The sequence below is a fragment of the uncultured Gilvimarinus sp. genome, from assembly GCF_963975215.1.
Lineage (GTDB): Bacteria > Pseudomonadota > Gammaproteobacteria > Pseudomonadales > Cellvibrionaceae > Gilvimarinus.
Genome location: NZ_CAXBFW010000005.1, coordinates 150904 through 166647, shown reverse-complemented (window position 1 = coordinate 166647; position 15744 = coordinate 150904). Strand labels below are relative to the sequence as shown.

17 protein-coding genes are annotated in these 15744 nt (G+C 48.6%); 9 read left to right on the top strand and 8 right to left on the bottom strand.

Annotated features, from left to right (window positions below):
• Positions 1–33: 33 nt before the first annotated feature.
• The 6 genes from AAC019_RS05860 to AAC019_RS05835 form a co-directional block, all read right to left on the bottom strand.
• Entirely contained in the window at positions 34–1371 is a 1338-nt protein-coding gene (locus tag AAC019_RS05860) for a P-loop NTPase fold protein (RefSeq protein WP_339897729.1), read from the bottom strand.
• Positions 1372–1481: 110 nt separating this feature from the next.
• Complete coding sequence (locus AAC019_RS05855; RefSeq protein ID WP_339897698.1) at positions 1482–1925, bottom strand: hypothetical protein; 444 nt, start codon at positions 1923–1925, stop codon at positions 1482–1484.
• Positions 1926–2035: 110 nt separating this feature from the next.
• Positions 2036–3082, bottom strand: a complete 1047-nt coding sequence (locus AAC019_RS05850; protein WP_339897697.1) for a hypothetical protein — start codon at positions 3080–3082, stop codon at positions 2036–2038.
• Between the two features lie 121 nt (positions 3083–3203).
• Positions 3204–3737 (bottom strand): hypothetical protein, encoded by a 534-nt coding sequence (locus AAC019_RS05845; protein WP_339897695.1) that lies wholly within the window; start codon positions 3735–3737, stop codon positions 3204–3206.
• Positions 3738–3756: 19 nt separating this feature from the next.
• Complete coding sequence (locus tag AAC019_RS05840; protein WP_339897694.1) at positions 3757–4224, bottom strand: DUF6650 family protein; 468 nt, start codon at positions 4222–4224, stop codon at positions 3757–3759.
• Positions 4225–4313: 89 nt separating this feature from the next.
• On the bottom strand, positions 4314–4550 hold the full coding sequence (locus AAC019_RS05835) for a hypothetical protein (protein ID WP_339897693.1): 237 nt from the start codon (positions 4548–4550) through the stop codon (positions 4314–4316).
• Positions 4551–5175: 625 nt separating this feature from the next.
• On the opposite strand from AAC019_RS05835, the gene AAC019_RS05830 reads away from it, so the two are divergent.
• A complete protein-coding gene (locus AAC019_RS05830; protein WP_339897692.1) occupies positions 5176–5610 on the top strand; it encodes a CopD family protein in 435 nt (144 codons plus the stop codon).
• Positions 5611–5662: 52 nt separating this feature from the next.
• On the opposite strand, the gene AAC019_RS05825 is transcribed toward AAC019_RS05830, so the two are convergent.
• Entirely contained in the window at positions 5663–6118 is a 456-nt protein-coding gene (locus AAC019_RS05825) for a DUF2231 domain-containing protein (protein WP_339897691.1), read from the bottom strand.
• Between AAC019_RS05825 and coxB the strand changes: the two genes are divergently transcribed.
• The 4 genes from coxB to AAC019_RS05805 are packed head-to-tail and all read left to right on the top strand — an operon-like array spanning position 6110 to position 10858.
• Entirely contained in the window at positions 6110–7117 is a 1008-nt protein-coding gene (gene coxB, locus AAC019_RS05820) for a cytochrome c oxidase subunit II (protein ID WP_339897689.1), read from the top strand. The two genes, AAC019_RS05825 and coxB, sit on opposite strands and share 9 nt — an antisense overlap.
• Positions 7114–9630, top strand: coding sequence for a cytochrome c oxidase subunit I (gene ctaD, locus AAC019_RS05815; protein WP_339897687.1), 2517 nt, complete (start codon positions 7114–7116; stop codon positions 9628–9630). The genes coxB and ctaD overlap by 4 nt, the downstream gene beginning before the upstream one ends.
• The gene (locus AAC019_RS05810) at positions 9630–10061 is read left to right on the top strand and encodes a hypothetical protein (RefSeq protein WP_339897685.1); all 432 of its coding nucleotides are present in this window, start codon (positions 9630–9632) and stop codon (positions 10059–10061) included. Before ctaD ends, AAC019_RS05810 begins: the two co-directional genes overlap by 1 nt.
• 38 nt (positions 10062–10099) lie before the next feature.
• Positions 10100–10858: a cytochrome c oxidase assembly protein gene (locus AAC019_RS05805; RefSeq protein WP_339897683.1), complete on the top strand. Its 759-nt coding sequence runs from the start codon at positions 10100–10102 to the stop codon at positions 10856–10858.
• Between the two features lie 96 nt (positions 10859–10954).
• Here the strand turns inward: AAC019_RS05805 and AAC019_RS05800 are convergent, their stop codons facing one another.
• The gene (locus AAC019_RS05800) at positions 10955–11959 is read right to left on the bottom strand and encodes an SDR family oxidoreductase (RefSeq protein WP_339897681.1); all 1005 of its coding nucleotides are present in this window, start codon (positions 11957–11959) and stop codon (positions 10955–10957) included.
• A 258-nt stretch (positions 11960–12217) separates the two neighbouring features.
• Here AAC019_RS05800 and AAC019_RS05795 point away from each other — a divergent pair, with 258 nt between their 5' ends.
• From AAC019_RS05795 to AAC019_RS05780, 4 genes are all read left to right on the top strand, one after another.
• On the top strand, positions 12218–12616 hold the full coding sequence (locus AAC019_RS05795; RefSeq protein WP_339897679.1) for a CBS domain-containing protein: 399 nt from the start codon (positions 12218–12220) through the stop codon (positions 12614–12616).
• Between the two features lie 386 nt (positions 12617–13002).
• Positions 13003–13443, top strand: coding sequence for a DUF2383 domain-containing protein (locus AAC019_RS05790; protein WP_339897677.1), 441 nt, complete (start codon positions 13003–13005; stop codon positions 13441–13443).
• 181 nt (positions 13444–13624) lie between these two features.
• Positions 13625–14317 (top strand): hypothetical protein, encoded by a 693-nt coding sequence (locus AAC019_RS05785; protein ID WP_339897676.1) that lies wholly within the window; start codon positions 13625–13627, stop codon positions 14315–14317.
• 177 nt (positions 14318–14494) lie between these two features.
• Positions 14495–15685 (top strand): zinc-dependent alcohol dehydrogenase, encoded by a 1191-nt coding sequence (locus AAC019_RS05780; RefSeq protein ID WP_339897674.1) that lies wholly within the window; start codon positions 14495–14497, stop codon positions 15683–15685.
• Positions 15686–15744 lie beyond the last annotated feature (59 nt).

Below are 15744 nucleotides of genomic sequence, written 5' to 3'. Positions count from 1 at the left end.
GCAGTCCAACAACGTGTCGTTTATTATCCGTTTCTATGCAACAGTAAACATACTTAATTTTTGGATAAAGATAGGCATTAGTCGCTCTCGCTCTACATTGTACTGCCACAATGATTGGCCGAAACTTCTTATTCGATCATTTTCATCCAGCTGTTGAAATTGCTCATCCGTTATAAGCGAGAACTTAAGCCACATTGTTAAAAACTGAAGCTTTGTCAAGCTTCTATTTTCTTGGTCATGCTCAGGCAGACTCGCCTTCTGGCAAAGTTCCTCGTAGGTTATTTTTTGATGTAAAAGAGCCTCATACACGGATGGATCAACTACTTTTATAACGGCTAGAAAAGAAATTACTGGAACAAGCCTAAGTTGATTCTCTGATGAAGACGCGTAAAAAACAGCAAGATTTGTATAGACCCTCTCAAGTTGGCGCAATGTCAAATTAAAGTGCATCGCAAGCACTTCCAAGGAGTCCACTAAATTACGCTCATCTCCCCACGTTTCCATTTTATGCAGGTCGAAAAGCTTTCTATTGTACTGATTGATGTCGTTATCGTGACGGTCACCAATTTTCTTAGGAATTGTAGTTTCTATGTTAATGAATTTTTGAAGGTAGGTGTGCGCATCTATGTTTTCTCCGTAAACACACTTGACAGCTTCTTCAAGCTGCTTTCTATGCATGACGAGTACAAATACAATATTCCTCACTGAAAATAGATGTTTAACTTTCTCGATTAGCTCTACGGCGTAAGTAGGTTTACAACGATCCAGCTCATCGATAATTATTATGAACGGCTTGTCACCCTTAGGACTAAGAAGGCTCGGCATTTCCGACAGCAAGTTTTTAAATGATTGAAGCTGCTCTACATCTTGCTTGTGTGAAGCCAGCCTTTCACCAACAAAATCTCCTACGACTGTAGATAACCCTTTAGCTACATCGGACTGAATATCTTTTAATTCTTCTATGTCACTATCTTTTATTGCACCCAATGTGGCCGCTTTAATTCCGACTTTAGCAGTCCAAGATAATAACTGGACCCCAACTCGCTTTGCCTTTTCACTAAACTCCCTTGACTTTTCATCGTCTGGGCTTACAGAATCCTCTTCAATATATGTAGTAATTGCACTAGCAACAGCAATAAATGCATCATCTATATAGTCGTTTGCAAAAGCATCAATATAGATACTAGGAACCTCCGCCTGGTTGAGCATACCTTGCCACATTTTTACAAACGTAGTCTTTCCTTCACCCCACTTTCCATCGAGAGAAATAACAAGCTCATCGCTTGACTGAGACACTAAGTTCAATAGAGATTGGCCAAAATTACTTCGACCAAGGACATCTTGTTCGAATGCCTCATTTTCTCCGACGATAATCGGGGGGGGTAACGATGTTCATTTGTACTCCTTTACGTATAACGGCTCAAGAAGATGTGTAGTGGGGAGAACGGGCTAAATACCCGTCCTTACCCGATTATGCATTTTTACATTAAACTGTATTTTCCCATGAACCTTTTAATTAACTCTGTTTCTTTGGACGTAAGTTTCCAATAGTTGTTTATTGCTCTATTCAAAATCTCTACGGCCGCTTCTTCAGGTACACTGATAGAATCGCCATCGGTGTAATGCTTCAATCCATTTCGAAAATAGTTAGCCATTGAAACGAACTCCCTTTTAGGCCAATCTTCTTGGAATTCATCACGCCCAAGCTGTACGCAAGCATTAACAAAACCCTCCAAATCGCCCTCTTGCCCTTGCTCATTCAAGAGCTTACCTAATATTTCTTCGCTTGCCCCTGCTAAAGTTATAGAAGAAATATAATCAGCTTCTTCTAATAGTAAATTTAACGCACGTTCAAGCTGGAGCTCAGCTACTTCAAGCTTTGTATATACAGGCACCTTACTAATATCTATTGGTGGAAAATCCAACTTTACCTCCTTCTTGCATAACACCTAAAACACCGACCTGGTGAAGTTGTCGGTTTTTTTGAGCAAGCAAAAAAGGTGACAGCTTCACCAGGTCCGCGCGCTTTTATTTGTTAGGTTTGGTCTGCACCGAGTAGCTTTAAAGCCAATTTTTTTGCTCTTCCTACCGGCAGCTCCGATTCTTCAACATGCTCACCGTGACTTAGCCTGTCACGAACCTTTTTTAGCTCAAGAAAATAATTCACGTCATTTTCTTCGATGTTTTTCCAAACAATTATTGCACACCAATGAAACCGTTGAGATAGATTTTTAGAATCAGTAAATATCCTTTCAAAAAACTTAGTAGCGGACTCATTAATTCGCCCAGGCACATTGAACGTTGCTTTCGCATTATCATTGTAATTCAATGATTTATAGGTGCTATGCGTATATCTTTCAATGAATTGAAAGTATCCGAGAAACTGTTTCATCCTATCAGGCTCATTAAGAGCCTCATAGAAATTTCTACACACATCTTTAGTTAAAACAGGTAGTAAACTTCTAGCACTTTCTAGAGATGAATTAATCTTGTCTATGCTTTTTGGACAGGATATATATGCACTAGAACTTCCGGTAACCTTTAAGTCAAATAGCGTAATACCGTCATTGGTTTTACCAAAAATACTGCGCTCTAAGGGTATAAACTTTATTTGTCTTTCAAGTGTTGACAGCTTCACTGTTAACGCAGTTACGATCCCAGGTAGAACATCCGATTCCCACTCCCTTATTTCTGTCTTACTTTCAGGAAACGCATCATAAGTGTAAATATAGCCGTCCTTTTCTCTTCTATATCCGCCTCGCAAGCCTCGTGGCACTCTTTCTTTAAAATAGATTAGAAGAAATGGTGGATTAGCCTTTTTATCGGAAATCCATTCTTCCTCATCATCGGCAAAAATATCTTCAGTTAACAATTTCGAGGCTTCATTAATAGACTGAGCGATTGCGATAGTACAACGCTCCGAAAGGGATACAACGCCAGAGATTTTTTCTTCGCATGACTGCTCAAAAACCATTCCACGTATCGAATAGGCTTTAAGAATGCCAAAGTGAACCTCTATCAGGTCAGTCTCTGGGAACTCTTCGTAGCCCATAGCTTCGATTGCATACTTTGATAGAATCATTTCGCCTTCTTAGTTTATGGGGAACTCGGAAACCTAACGCCTGTGTATGGGGCGGCTGGAACGAAGTGTAAGCCGTCCCAGCGCGCGATTTCCAGCGTGCGACATGACACACTAGTTAGGCTCATGGCCCATCATATGACATGATTGCTGACATACCTGTATTAGGCTGTGCATTTGTGGTTATTGTCCATTGCTCCATCAGTTGGTTATCACGAAATATTTTATACATATATGTTGATAAGCTGGCTGATTGTGAGGTCATTTCTTTGGTATAGCTAAAACCACTATTTTGTGGCGGCAACCATGCTTCCATGCTGGCTTGTAGTTCGTGAGGATCACCTTGATGTATAAACACAGAGCAGAGACTATTGTTTAATACTGTAATCCCAAATTCACCCTGTGGGCTATTCATATACCAAGCTTGTCCTTCATTACCGCTCAAATATCTAGTTGCCTGTTCATTTGAGGCGATTGAGAATCCCATTTCTAAAGCTTGACTACCAACTGCTCCAGGATTGGCACGACCCACGACGCAAGTTCCCATATAAATCTGTACTGGTATGGAAGTTCTCAACGCCTGACCTTCTTCGTCTGGAGTTGCAGCCAAAACTAAGACTGGTGATAGTAAAAAAGTAGCTATAGCTAAAATTTTCATATTTGAGCCTAACAGTCTGTTATGCCACTTTAAATGGGATGATAGAAGCCAATTCATCTTCCACATCCAGACCGTAAGAAATAGCAAGAGAGCCAATTGTGACACCAGCTATTTTTCGTAATTTCGCAAGCTCCGCATTAAGGATCGACCGCTGAACTGGGACTGGCTCATTATTGAAGTTTATAGCTCCGACTTCATTGCAGAAAGCCCGGCACGCACTTCTGAATTTTCTAATGGCTTTCACAATATCTTTATCAGTTTCAAAATCCTGCAAAAAATCTGTTATTTTCTCTCGAATTAGCTCTACAGATTGCCTACAAAAATCTGCGCCTTCCCTCTCTTCTTCATAGAAGAGAACTCTTCTATCCTCTAGAAAAGTAATAAGCCTCCTAGCTTTATCTTTCTCAGTATTTTCAGGGCTCCATGAAACACCAAATATAGGAGTGCTAATTCCGTTCACTCTTCCTAGTATTGACTTAAATTCCATCTATTACTCCAATTGAGGCATAACGCGGAGCTTTGCGGCAATTTTGGATCCGCGCAGCGGTGGAAAAATTGTCCGGCAACAGCGGCTTGTTATGCGTTAGTTCCAAGATAGGCCTCAAGCTTTTCAGGGATGTATGGCCAAAACACCTTCCAACTTTCTGGCTTGGGGTAGCGCGCCTTGTACCCTTCTCTTTCTCCCGCATTAAGCCTGCCGTACCAGTCAACGAACTGATACCAGTATTCTTCGCCAGGCCCCATACGCCAACCCATAGACCCCAACGGTATTTTCGGATACTGAAGCCATGGAGGCAGCATTTCTTCATCCATAGAGCCAACTTCCTGTGTTAATCAGCGCTGCATAACAGGTTATTAGGCGGAATTTCGTTTATACAACGCCAAACCCCACCTCTTTTGCTCCGTTTATTTTCGAAAAATCATATCAAGTTCAAGAGGTTAGCGCATCCATTTCTACGTTTTGTCACTGTGGAAACAAAGCCATCGTGTTTAACGAGACCCCCACGGGGTCTTTTATACACTCGACGCCCAAAAAAGTTGCTTATATTTCAAACAGTTAAAGTATGGCGCTTGGGCAAACGAAGACCAGTGAGCTTGTTGCTCAAAGGGCCCTACCTTTGAATTTACTCCCACCTTCGCCCTTGGTTGAGCGGGTCAGCCCCGAGCGTTGTGCTCGCCACTGCAGCTTGGCCACAGCAAACGTCTATCCTCACTAAACTAGCCTTCTCACCCTGTTCAACAATAAACGACTCACAGCACCCACTCTTCAGCATCACAACGCACCATAAATGGCGTTAATCAGTCGTGCTTTTTGCCGCTGGGGCGTGGCTTACGGCGCGCGGCACTTGCGCTTTAGGGCGAAAATATTGACACTAGCCAAGAGACATTAGGTGTCACCGCAAGCGCTTTTAACTCCAACGCAAGGACGAAGACCTTCATGCCCTGGTTACTTATGTTCCACATTGCCGCCTTACTGTGCTGGTGCGGGACTTTGCTGTATTTACCGGGTTTACTTGTTGGCCGAACCGGCGGTGCAAACACAGTAACCCAGCCGGCCCACAGTGCCAATTACTTAGCATTACCGCGCTTGGTGTATACCCGGATTGCCACGCCCGCAGCGCTAACCGCCATAATTGCCGGCACGCTGGTTTTTTACCGCTACGGTATTTGGGATGTGTGGCTGATGGTTAAGTTAATGCTTGTGACGCTATTGGTAGTGTTGCACCTTTTAACGGGGCTGCTGATTGCTAAAACCGAGCGAGGCAAGGTGCAGCGGGTAAAAGCATACGCCTATCTCATCGCGCTGCTGCTGGGCGCCACCATGACGGCAACTACCTGGCTGGTGTTAGCCAAGCCCCTGCAGGAGCTATAGCATGACTACACCTATGTGTATGCCTATGTGTACGCGTATGGGAGCGCCTGACTCAAGCGTCGGTATCGACACCCACACCGTGTTCGTACACCAGCTGCCCGCCGAGGATACCCGCCAAAGCGATCAGCAAGGCTGTTACCACCGACAAGGTAACGCCCCACGGGCTAACCCAGGCCAGCATATCTTGGTAGCGCAGCAGCCAATTAAGGGTAACGATAGACAGCGCCATTACCGCGACCAGCGCGTGGCTCCAGGCGGTAATAAGGCGCCGGATTTGCTTTACCGATACCAAGTCGATCAGGCCAATCAGGCCAGCGCCCCAACCGCCCAAGGCGCCAACGCCGGCCAACCACAAGCTGGCGCGGGCCCAAAACGCATCGGCGGTAGCAATATAGGCAAAGTCTGTGGCCACCAACGCCATCAGCGCGGCCACCGGAAAGTGAATCAGCATGGGGTGAATGGGGTGGCCGGCAATAGCCGTGCGGCTGGGGATGGGCGAATGCGGCATAAATTGTATCCTGAGCCAAAGGCCATAAAAAAAGGGTTATCAGTAGCGTTTGCCGCCGCGTTAACCGGCTGTAGCGGCCCGCAATCGGCGCTTGACCCAGCAGGCCCAGCCGCCGAGGTAATTGCCTGGCTTTGGTGGGGCATGTTTGGCTTTTTTACACTGGTGCTGTTTGTGGTGCTGGGTTTATGGCTGTACGCCATGCAACGCAAACACGCCAAGGTAAGCCCTGCCGATGCGATCCGCTCGACCAACCGTTGGATTATAGGCGGCGGCATCATTCTGCCATTAATTACCATCATTGTACTACTGGGCGCGGGGATTCCCGCCGGGCAGCATGTTCTTACCCTAGCGGACGAAACCACCGAGCCGCTACACATTAATGTGCACGCGCACCGCTGGTGGTGGGAATTTCGCTACCCCAACACCGAGGTGGTTACCGCCAACGAGCTGACCATACCAGTCGATACCCCCATAGAGGTAAAGGTTTACAGTGACAACGTGATTCACGCGTTTTGGGTGCCGCGATTAGGCGGTAAAATTGATGTGGTGCCCGGCCGCGCCAACCGCATACGCCTGCGGGCAAGTGAGGTGGGCACCATGCGCGGGCAATGCGCCGAGTTTTGCGGCACCGGGCATGCACACATGGTGTTTCAGGTTAAGGTGTTAAGCAAAAGCGACTATGCCGCCTGGCAGCAGCGCCAGCAGCAAGACATCGTGGTCGCGCCCGAGCACCAAAGTGCCGCACAAGCCTTTACCACGCACTGCGGCGAGTGCCACCGGGTAAAAGGCGTTACTCAAGGTACTGGCGCGCCCGATCTAAGCAACGTCGGGGCACGGCGGCTAATGGGGGCCAGCCCACGCGGTGGTGCGCAGGTAAGCATTGCCCAGTGGCTTAACACTCACCCCACGTGGCTACAACGCGAAAGCACCCCGCTCCACTCAGACATAACGCCCGAGCAACAAGACGCCATTGCCACTTGGCTGGAGACTTTAGATTGAACAGTAACGACCCACAAGCGGCCGAAGACTTTCACCATCAGTTTGACAAAGTCTGGGGCAACCCGCGCGGCTTATTAGCCTTGACGATCGTCAACCACACGACGATTGGCCTGCGCTTTTTAATCACCGGTGGCGTGTTCTTTTTAATTGGCGGCTTGCTTGCCATGCTGATTCGCACTCAGCTGGCGCTGCCGGGGCACGACTTACTGACGCCCGAGATTTACAACCAAGTCTTTACCATGCACGGCACCATTATGATGTTTCTGTTTGCCGTGCCGGTGATGGAAGGGTTTGCGATTTATTTAATCCCCAAAATGATTGGCGCGCGGGACTTAGTGTTTCCGCGCCTGAGCGCTTTTGGCTATTGGTGCTACTTGTTTGGCGGCATTATTCTTACCTCAAGCTTGGTAATGGAAATCGCCCCCGCCGCCGGCTGGTTTATGTACACGCCTTTAAGCAGCGCCGTTTATGCACCAGGGCCGGGTTCAGACTTTTGGCTGCTGGGTATTACCTTTGTCGAGATATCGGCCGTATCGGCCGGTGTTGAGCTTGTGGTATCGATCATGCGCACCCGCACTAAGGGCATGGGTTTACAGCATATGCCGCTGTTTGTTTGGTACATCCTCGCCATGGCGCTGATGATTGTATTTGGTTTTCCGCCGCTGATTTTAGGCAGTATTTTGCTGGAGCTTGAGAGAGCGGCCGGCATGCCCTTTTTTGATGTAGCGCGCGGCGGTGACCCCATCCTGTGGCAGCATTTGTTCTGGCTGTTTGGGCACCCCGAGGTTTACATTCTGTTTTTGCCCGCCGCCGGAATGATATCGACCATTTTACCGGTATTTTGCCAGCGGCCCATTGCCGGTTACCGCTGGGTGGTAATGGCGATTATCACCACCGGCTTTATCAGCTTTGGCTTGTGGGTCCACCATATGTTTACCGTGGGCATCCCGCACTTGGCGCAGGCGTTTTTCTCGGCGGCCAGTATGATGGTGGCCATCCCCACTGCGATTCAGGTGTTTGCCTGGATCGCCACGCTCTGGAATGGCCGCCCGGTTTACGAGCCCCCGATGCTTTGGGCGCTTGGCTTTTTGTTTATTTTTGTGGCTGGCGGTTTAACCGGCGTTATGCTCGCGCTTGTGCCGTTTGACTGGCAGGTGCACGACACCCACTTTGTGGTGGCGCACTTTCACTTTGTGTTGGTGGGGGGCATGTTCTTCCCGCTTATGGCGGGCATTTATTATTGGCTACCGCACTTTTCTGGCCGTATGCCCAACCGCTCACTGGCGCGCTGGGGGTTTTGGCTGATATTTATTGGCTTTAACGTCACCTTTATTATTATGCACGTAACCGGCTTGCTGGGTATGCCACGGCGTATTTACACCTACGAGGCCAATTTAGGCTGGGATTTGCCCAATATGATCTCATCGGTGGGCAGTTTTATTATGGCCGCCGGGGTCGCCACTTGTTTGCTCGATATTATCTTGCACTTTCGTTTTGGCGAGCGCGCCAAGCGCAACCCGTGGAACGCCGACACTCTGGAATGGAGCACGTCGCTCCCCCCCAGCGCCTATAACTTTGCCACTTTGCCAGAGTGCACCAGCCGCCACCCGCTGTGGGACAACCCCGACTTGCAAACCACCATAGAGCACGGCCATCACGGGTTGGCGACGATTGATCACGGCCGCCGGGAAACCTGGGGTACCGATCCGCTTACCGGAAAAATCCGCGAGATCATCCACTTACCCGGCAACAGCTGGTTACCGTTTTTTGCGGCGCTGGCCACCGCCGGCCTGTGTATCTGCCTGCTCAGTAAGTTTTATTGGGTGGCTATTGTTATGGCACTGGTCAGCACCGGCTTTTTATTGCGCTGGTCGTGGGAGAATGGCGCACACCCGCGCGCGGCACCCAATGCGCAAGTGGTTGAGGGCGACCCACCGCTGCACTCACGCACCCACGATGGCCCCGGCCTGTGGGGCATGAAAGTCACCTTGCTGGCCAACGGCTCGCTGTTTTTATCGCTGCTGTTTGGCTGGCTGTATTTGTGGACGGTGGCCCCCAACTGGCAGGTGCCAGATACCCCCCCGGTGCACTGGCTGGGGCTGCTTAGCTCAGGGGTGTTCTTAACAGTCGCACTTGTTTGGTTTAATCGGGTGATCAAACGCTTGCGCCGCGATATCACCACGCACCTGCAACCGCAGTTGTGGGGCATATCCGGGTTAGGTTTAATCCACCTATTGCTGCTAATTGGCATGTGGCAAAGCTCAAATCTTACGCCGCAAAATACCGCTCACGATGCCGTTATAACCGTTATGCTGCTGTACCAAATATTGCACAGCGCGTTAGCCGTGGTAATGACAGCGCTGCAGGCGCTGCGCATGGGTAAAAATTACGTCGGCATACACGCGCCCTACGAGCCAAACGTGGTACAGCGTTGGTGGGTATACACCACCGGTACTTTTTGGCTGATATATGCGGTTGTCATTTTGTTGCCAAAAATGTGGAATTTAGCCTAATGCTATCGCCCTTTCATCCAATACAGTTAATCTTAGGGTTAATAACGTGGGCGCTGTATTTTGTTGTGCTCTACGCCGGCTTATCCATCAGTTGCGAGTACGCTGCACCGGAGCCACACACTAGCGCGGCTAACTGGGTTATCATCGCGCTACTTGCGCTTACACTCATGGTGACCGCAGGGTTACTTACCCAAGCCCGGCGCGGCTGGCGTATTATCCAGTTGGTTAAAAAAACACGGCCTGATGCACCGACAAAAAATCAACAAGAAGATAATCGACAGGAAAATAATCAACAGGTAAATAATCAACAGGTAAATGCACCGTCGACGCCGCAATTTATTAACTATGTGGCCGTATCTGTCTATGGGGTGGCCGCATTGGCAACCCTTATAAACGGCCTGCCTTTGGTTTTATTAACACCATGTATTTAACCCGCTTGCTTCACATAACTATGGTTGGTGTAGGGCTTATGCTCTGGCCAGCGCTGGCCGCCGCCCACAACCCTTTAACCGACCCTGGCCAAAGCGCGGTACTTACCGGCGCCGTGCTATTGGCCGCTGTTTGGGTCAGTTATTGGCTTGGCTGTTTAAAACAGCGCCCCGGCAAACGGGACTGGTGGCTGTTTAACCTCGCCAATGCGCTGAGCGTTATCACCTTATTTGGCCCGCTTGATGACTGGGCCGAAACCAACGCCGCGGCGCACATGGTGCAGCATATGTTGATGATGACCGTCATAGCGCCCCTTTGGGTTATCGCCCGGCCCCTACCGCAATGGTATGCACTGCAACCCACGTTAACCGGCCTGGTATTTAAACCGCTACTATTAGTTGCCAGGCAGCCCATGCTCGCCACGCTGATTCACGGCGCCATCATTTGGCTGTGGCATACACCGGTACTGTACGTGCTTGCGCTGGAAAATTTATGGTGGCACCTGTTCGAGCACCTGTGTTTTTTAGTCAGCGCCGGTGTGTTCTGGTGGTCGGTGCTGCGCAGCCAACACAAAAACACGCCACCGGCACTGCTCGCACTATTGGTCACGCTTATGCACACAGGGTTTTTAGGGGCGTTGCTGACTTTTTCAGAGGTATCTTGGTACGGAGAAAACCGGCCAGTGCATCATCAGCAGCTAGCCGGTTTATTGATGTGGGTACTTGGGGGCATACCCTACTTCTCAGCCGCCTTTTATTTGGGCTGGCGCTGGTTTGCCCGCGCAGAAAAACACCCCTAAACGGTTGTGACCCGTGGCAGCCTTCGCATAAGCCGTACCACTTGGCTAACACATGGCCACATCACGTCTACAAGTGCTGGCTCTCGCGTATCGATGCTAGCGGAGCAAAAAGGTTTTTCCCGTTAACGGGGATGAGGCATTCGAGGCTAAAAAAACATAACCAGACGAGCCGCAGGACGACGTTGCCCCCCTGTCAAAGCCGTCAGAGTTGCCCCTCGAAACGATACCAGAGGCTGGAATCACGCCCTCAGAACCCTGAGAAACATTACGCCTGACCATTAGCCCATTGACCCGAACACTTTGGTCAAGCAAGTTGGCTGACAACGTACGGGTTAGAGCCGATAGGGCTTCATGAGTCATGGTGTAGTCCAAAAAACCAAGATCCTGGCTGTCGCTATCGAAAGAGGAGATATTTACAATAGCGCCACCGCCCTCCATATATTTGCTTGCCGCTTGAGCGAGAAACAGCGCACTAAATACATTTTCATCAAACGTGAGCCTTAGCCGCTCTTCAGAGATCGTTGAAAGTGAACTTTTAGCCTCAGAGCCCGCCGCAATATTGATTAAAATGTCTAACTTACCGAACTCGGCTATGGTCCGCTCAACAGCGGCTCGGCAACAAAGTGTGACACCCAGGTCGGCACTCATATTCAAAACTTTCACGCCAACATTGCAATAAGATTCATTGCTCGTATTAGCTGGAAGATCCTTCTCCCCAAAAACGAGCACCACGCTAGCCCCCTCCTGGCTCAAAGAAAAACTCACGTCCTTAGCTATACCAGGGTCTGCCGCGTTGATTAACGCGACCATCCCATGCAACCTGCCTTCTGGGCGATAGTCTCGTGAAAAACTCTCAAATAACAGATGATCAGAGCAAGAGCTGTTCGGGGGCTCTGACTCGAAAGATTCAACTCTGCACGGTTTACTACTCATAAACACTCTCCAGAATATGATTAACCCAACAACATAAAAACACGTTGCAAAAAATGTTCCGTGACTTTTATCACACACCAACCATAAGCCAGAAAATTTTTTAAAAACCGCAATTTTTTGTAATGGCCTAAAAGCTCTAAACACATCATTTAGCGCTAAAGCTTTCACAACCTATTGCAAGGATTACAAATTAAAAACAAGAAAAACGCATCGATACGCTTCATTCCGACTACGCGATGATTGAGATGACATGTAAAATTTATCTTTCTAATTTTTATAAGAAAATAGAATAATCATAAAATTCGACGAAAACCGAAACGAATATAACCAATCTATTTTTGGCATATCGATTGCTCCGGGAGTGTAGCGTGCCCAAGGCACTCACACACCAAAGCTAAGGAGAGAACCATGCAGGTAAGAGACGTCATGAGCAAAGATCCAGCCCTAGTCACCCCGTCAACAACGATAAAAGAAGCCGCAAAAACAATGGCGAACGAAAAAATGGGATTCCTGCCCGTCGGCGAGAATGATCGACTCCAGGGCACCCTAACAGACAGAGATATTGTGTTGCGCGCCACCAGCGAGGGCAAAGATGCCGAGAGCACCCACGTAAAAGAGATATACAGCGACGAACTTTTTTATTGCAACGAAGATCAGCCCCTGGAAGAAGTCGCTCAGATTATGGGGAGCCAGCAGGTCCGTCGCCTTCCGGTCGTCAACACCGACAAACGCTTTGTCGGCGTAATTAGCATTGGCGATGTGGCGCAGCACATCAACCCATCCATCACGGGTGAAATCCTAAAAGACGTAACTAACTGGGCATAAAACACACCGTTCTGTCAGGAGCTAGATATGAATAGCGATAAAATTTCAGCATGTATTAACGCGTGCAACGATTGTGCTTTTGCTTGCGAGCACTGCGCCACGGAATGCCTTCAGGGCGGAACTAGCGTAGACCTCGAACGCTGCATACGACTAGACATTGACTGTGCCGCCATTTGTAGGTTAGCCACTAGCTATATGGCAAGAAACAGCGAAGCTGCCGACGCCGTCTGTGAACTCTGTGCGGACATTTGCAAACTGTGCGCAGAGGAGTGCGAACGCCATGATCATGACCACTGCCAGAAGTGCGCTCAAGCATGCCGGGACTGCATTGATGCCTGCTTAGGCATGGTCGCTTAACCGACAAACATTAGCCATAGGTAAAAGCCATGATATTAATGGAACCAACTCAGGTAATCGACGAGATGAACGACCTACTCGACATGGATCGTCAAGCAATTATCGCCTACCGAACAGCCCTAAAAAGTATAGAAGACGAACAGGCTAAGCTCCGCCTATCGCAACATTTAACTGATTACAAGCTTCACTCAGTACTACTTCGAAAAACGATTGTAAATGAAGGTGGAACACCTCACAAAAAGTCAAGCAAGAGCAGGTCACTCTCAATACAAAAGGTTGCTTTCGCAAGGACTCAAAGCGATCAGGCTTTACTAAGGGCTCTTGGTGAGAGTGAAAAAATATGCGAGAAGCGTTACCAAAGATCTTTTGTCATTGGCCATGCAGAGCCCATCCAGACAGTTCTGCAAAAAGGCCTTGATAACTCTCGGCGCCATATGGCGTGGTTAGGTCAGATCACCACTGATCACTAAAACGGTCGAGTGTTTTCCAGCCAAGGCACCCCCGCTAGAGCCGACAGGGGAACCCAGCCGTCAAACACTCGACTGTAAGATCCACGCAATCGCAGCCGAAGATATTGAAAGATGAATCAAGCTGATACCGCGACCTTTAGCCAGCCTTTGTCAGGCACAAAGCGAAAATAGGGTGACAACGATGTTAACTTCAAATGATATCATCACTAACTCCAGATCAGGTAATGTTGATAATAGTGGCCACATTAGCCAGAAACATGAGAAAACAAAACCTCATAATTCAGCAGCTAACATTGAATTGGTTAAAAGTAAAAATTACGACAAAACCCTTCGCAAAGAAACCCGGAAATCGCCACCCGACCCAACCCTGAAAAATATATTACCTTTGTTAAACAGACTATCTGAGAGGCTATCCTCTGAGAGTGCCGTTATCAAGATGTACGAAATATTCTCCATTTATGGCCATAGTGATGAAATAGAAGATGCATCAGAATCGGACATTCAGTTCTTTGAGCAGGCTCTAAGAATGAGAAAAGAGTGCATTGAACACGCCTCCATTCTAACCAAAGAAATTGCTGAACTCGCCCCGGCAGACACGCCCTTTCAGAGCTTTTTATTCCCCTCCCCTGTAGTCCCGGAAGACCTACTACAAGGGATAGAACATCATAACGTTAGCTATCTCCGAGCTCTAAAGTCAATATACACCGCCGAACTTATCAGTGAATTTGAAGACGGTCTACTACAAACTCAATGTAACAATGCTGGCCTAACAACCCTGTCGGCAAAAATTGGGAAAATCGCCTCTGAGAAAAGAAGCCACCTTCAAATACTAAGAAAATGGATAGAGTCAAAGACGTTTGGAGGTGAGCGATAAAACTTAATCGCTATCGATAACGTTGTTTAACGACCACATTATTTTCGACCCGCATGTGGTGATCACGTCGATACGAATATCGAGATACGACAACCAAGCTGGCGCAAAACACATAGATTGAATTGCGTTAAAGCAGACAGCCGGACAACCCTTGAAACCAACCGTTAGGAGATCAACATGAAAGCTGTAGTTTTTCACGGAGTCGGCGACATACGCCTGGAAGACAGACCAGAACCAACCCTAAAAAATTCGACTGACGCCATTGTCAAAATCACCGCCAGCGCTATTTGTGGCACCGACCTTCACTTTGTACGGGGTACGGTACCTGGCCTAAAGAAAGGCACAATTTTAGGTCATGAAGGCGTAGGCGTCATTGAAGAGATTGGCGAGGATGTTCGGAATTTGTCGGTCGGTGACCGGGTCGTCATTCCATCCACTATCGCCTGCGGCTATTGCTCATATTGTCGAGCGGGTTATTACTCGCAATGCGACAACGCTAACCCTCACGGAGCGCAATCGGGGACTTCTTTTTACGGAGGACCAGAGCAAACCGGGCCCTTCGACGGGCTTCAAGCCGAAAAGGCCCGTGTGCCATTCGCCTCAGTAAATCTATACAAGCTGCCCGATGATATTACTGACGATCAGGCGATTCTACTCTCCGACATTTTCCCGACCGCGTATTTTGGCGCTGATATGGCAAACATCAAACCGGGCCACAGCGTTACTATCTTTGGCTGTGGGCCTGTCGGGCAACTGGCTATTGCCTCTGCTAAAGCTATGCAAGCGGGACGTATATTTGCCGTATCCTCTCGGCCAGATAGGCTGGAGGCCGCTCGGCGTCAAGGTGCAGAGGTGATTAATTACGAAAAAGAAGACCCTGTTGAAAAGATCCTCGAGCTAACCGGCGGCATAGGTACCGACAGCGCCATCGACGCCGTTGGTGTGGACGCTAAATGCCCTCATAACCACGGAGACGAGAATAGCGATTTTGAACGAGAGCAAAAAGAAGCGGCCCCAGAGCAGAATCCTGATGGAGAGCTTTGGCAGCCTGGCGACGCCCCGTCACAGGCAATACGGTGGGCTATCAACTCTCTAGCAAAGGCTGGGACGCTATCAATTATTGGGGTCTACCCACCTAACTTCGAGACGTTTCCTATCGGCTTAGCAATGAACCGTAACTTAACGATTCGCATGGGCAACTGCCCACACCGCAAGTACATTCCTTTACTGATCCCCCTGGTTCGCTCTGGAGCACTGGATACAGCTGGTGTGTTAACTAAAGACGAGGATATGCCTTCGATTATCGACGCTTATAAAGAGTTTGATAAGCGAGAGTCGGGCTGGCTAAAAGCAGAAATTACGTTATAAATATTTCGATGGTTGGACTTTTATGCCGGCAGCGCGTCAAAAGATGGGCTGCCGGCATA

What these genes read in the sequence shown, in the direction of transcription:
- AAC019_RS05850 (WP_339897697.1), bottom strand. Translation starts at nt 3,082, where the DNA reads ATGATTCTATCAAAGTATGCAATCGAAGCTATGGGCTACGAAGAGTTC.
- AAC019_RS05845 (WP_339897695.1), bottom strand. Translation starts at nt 3,737, where the DNA reads ATGAAAATTTTAGCTATAGCTACTTTTTTACTATCACCAGTCTTAGTT.
- AAC019_RS05840 (WP_339897694.1), bottom strand. Translation starts at nt 4,224, where the DNA reads ATGGAATTTAAGTCAATACTAGGAAGAGTGAACGGAATTAGCACTCCT.
- AAC019_RS05835 (WP_339897693.1), bottom strand. Translation starts at nt 4,550, where the DNA reads ATGGATGAAGAAATGCTGCCTCCATGGCTTCAGTATCCGAAAATACCG.
- AAC019_RS05830 (WP_339897692.1), top strand. Translation starts at nt 5,176, where the DNA reads ATGCCCTGGTTACTTATGTTCCACATTGCCGCCTTACTGTGCTGGTGC.
- coxB (WP_339897689.1), top strand. Translation starts at nt 6,110, where the DNA reads ATGCGGCATAAATTGTATCCTGAGCCAAAGGCCATAAAAAAAGGGTTA.
- AAC019_RS05825 (WP_339897691.1), bottom strand. Translation starts at nt 6,118, where the DNA reads ATGCCGCATTCGCCCATCCCCAGCCGCACGGCTATTGCCGGCCACCCC.
- AAC019_RS05810 (WP_339897685.1), top strand. Translation starts at nt 9,630, where the DNA reads ATGCTATCGCCCTTTCATCCAATACAGTTAATCTTAGGGTTAATAACG.
- AAC019_RS05805 (WP_339897683.1), top strand. Translation starts at nt 10,100, where the DNA reads ATGCTCTGGCCAGCGCTGGCCGCCGCCCACAACCCTTTAACCGACCCT.
- AAC019_RS05795 (WP_339897679.1), top strand. Translation starts at nt 12,218, where the DNA reads ATGAGCAAAGATCCAGCCCTAGTCACCCCGTCAACAACGATAAAAGAA.
- AAC019_RS05790 (WP_339897677.1), top strand. Translation starts at nt 13,003, where the DNA reads ATGATATTAATGGAACCAACTCAGGTAATCGACGAGATGAACGACCTA.
- AAC019_RS05785 (WP_339897676.1), top strand. Translation starts at nt 13,625, where the DNA reads ATGTTAACTTCAAATGATATCATCACTAACTCCAGATCAGGTAATGTT.
- AAC019_RS05780 (WP_339897674.1), top strand. Translation starts at nt 14,495, where the DNA reads ATGAAAGCTGTAGTTTTTCACGGAGTCGGCGACATACGCCTGGAAGAC.